The organism is Peptoniphilus senegalensis JC140 (assembly GCF_000321025.1).
Taxonomy (GTDB): Bacteria; Bacillota; Clostridia; order Tissierellales; family Peptoniphilaceae; genus Peptoniphilus_A; species Peptoniphilus_A senegalensis.
Genome location: NZ_CAEL01000046.1, coordinates 1 through 570 on the forward strand (window position 1 = coordinate 1; position 570 = coordinate 570).

A 570-nucleotide genomic window follows, 5' to 3' on the forward strand; every position below is an offset into this window, starting at 1 on the left:
CTACTTAACAAAAGTTAAGTAGTCTTTATGGTGCAGAAAGAGGGACTTGAACCCTCACGCGATTTCTCGCACATGCCCCTCAAACATGCCTGTCTGCCTATTCCAGCACTCCTGCATAAAACAAAAAAGCTTGTAATATAAATTACAAGTTTTTAATGGCGTATCCTAGAGGATTCGAACCCCCGACCTTCTGGTCCGTAGCCAGACGCTCTATCCAGCTGAGCTAAGGATACATAAAAAAATGGAGCGGATGACGAGATTCGAACTCGCGACCCTCGCCTTGGCAAGGCGATGCTCTACCACTGAGCCACATCCGCATAAGTAAATTTTTTATAAAGTTTTTTGGTGGAGGAGAGTGGATTTGAACCACTGAAAGCTAAGCTAACGGATTTACAGTCCGTCCCCTTTGGCCAACTCGGGAACTCCTCCATATAAATCCCATAGATTTATTGGAGCTGGTGGGAGGACTTGAACCCCTAACCTACTGATTACAAGTCAGTTGCTCTACCAATTGAGCTACACCAGCACTTCACTTTTCTAATATAACATATTTTTTGAACTTTTGCTATA

5 tRNA genes are annotated in these 570 nt (G+C 43.5%); all 5 read right to left on the reverse strand.

Annotated features, from left to right (window positions below):
• Positions 1-28: 28 nt before the first annotated feature.
• The 5 genes from PTSHG_RS00040 to PTSHG_RS00060 all read right to left on the reverse strand — a co-directional run bounded on the left by PTSHG_RS00040 (position 29) and on the right by PTSHG_RS00060 (position 526).
• Positions 29-115: transfer RNA gene (locus PTSHG_RS00040), tRNA-Leu, on the reverse strand.
• A gap of 41 nt (positions 116-156) precedes the next feature.
• Positions 157-233 (reverse strand) — tRNA-Arg (locus tag PTSHG_RS00045).
• Between the two features lie 9 nt (positions 234-242).
• Positions 243-317: transfer RNA gene (locus tag PTSHG_RS00050), tRNA-Gly, on the reverse strand.
• A 26-nt stretch (positions 318-343) separates the two neighbouring features.
• Positions 344-429 (reverse strand) — tRNA-Tyr (locus PTSHG_RS00055).
• Between the two features lie 21 nt (positions 430-450).
• Positions 451-526 (reverse strand) — tRNA-Thr (locus tag PTSHG_RS00060).
• Between the last annotated feature and the right edge of the window lie 44 nt (positions 527-570).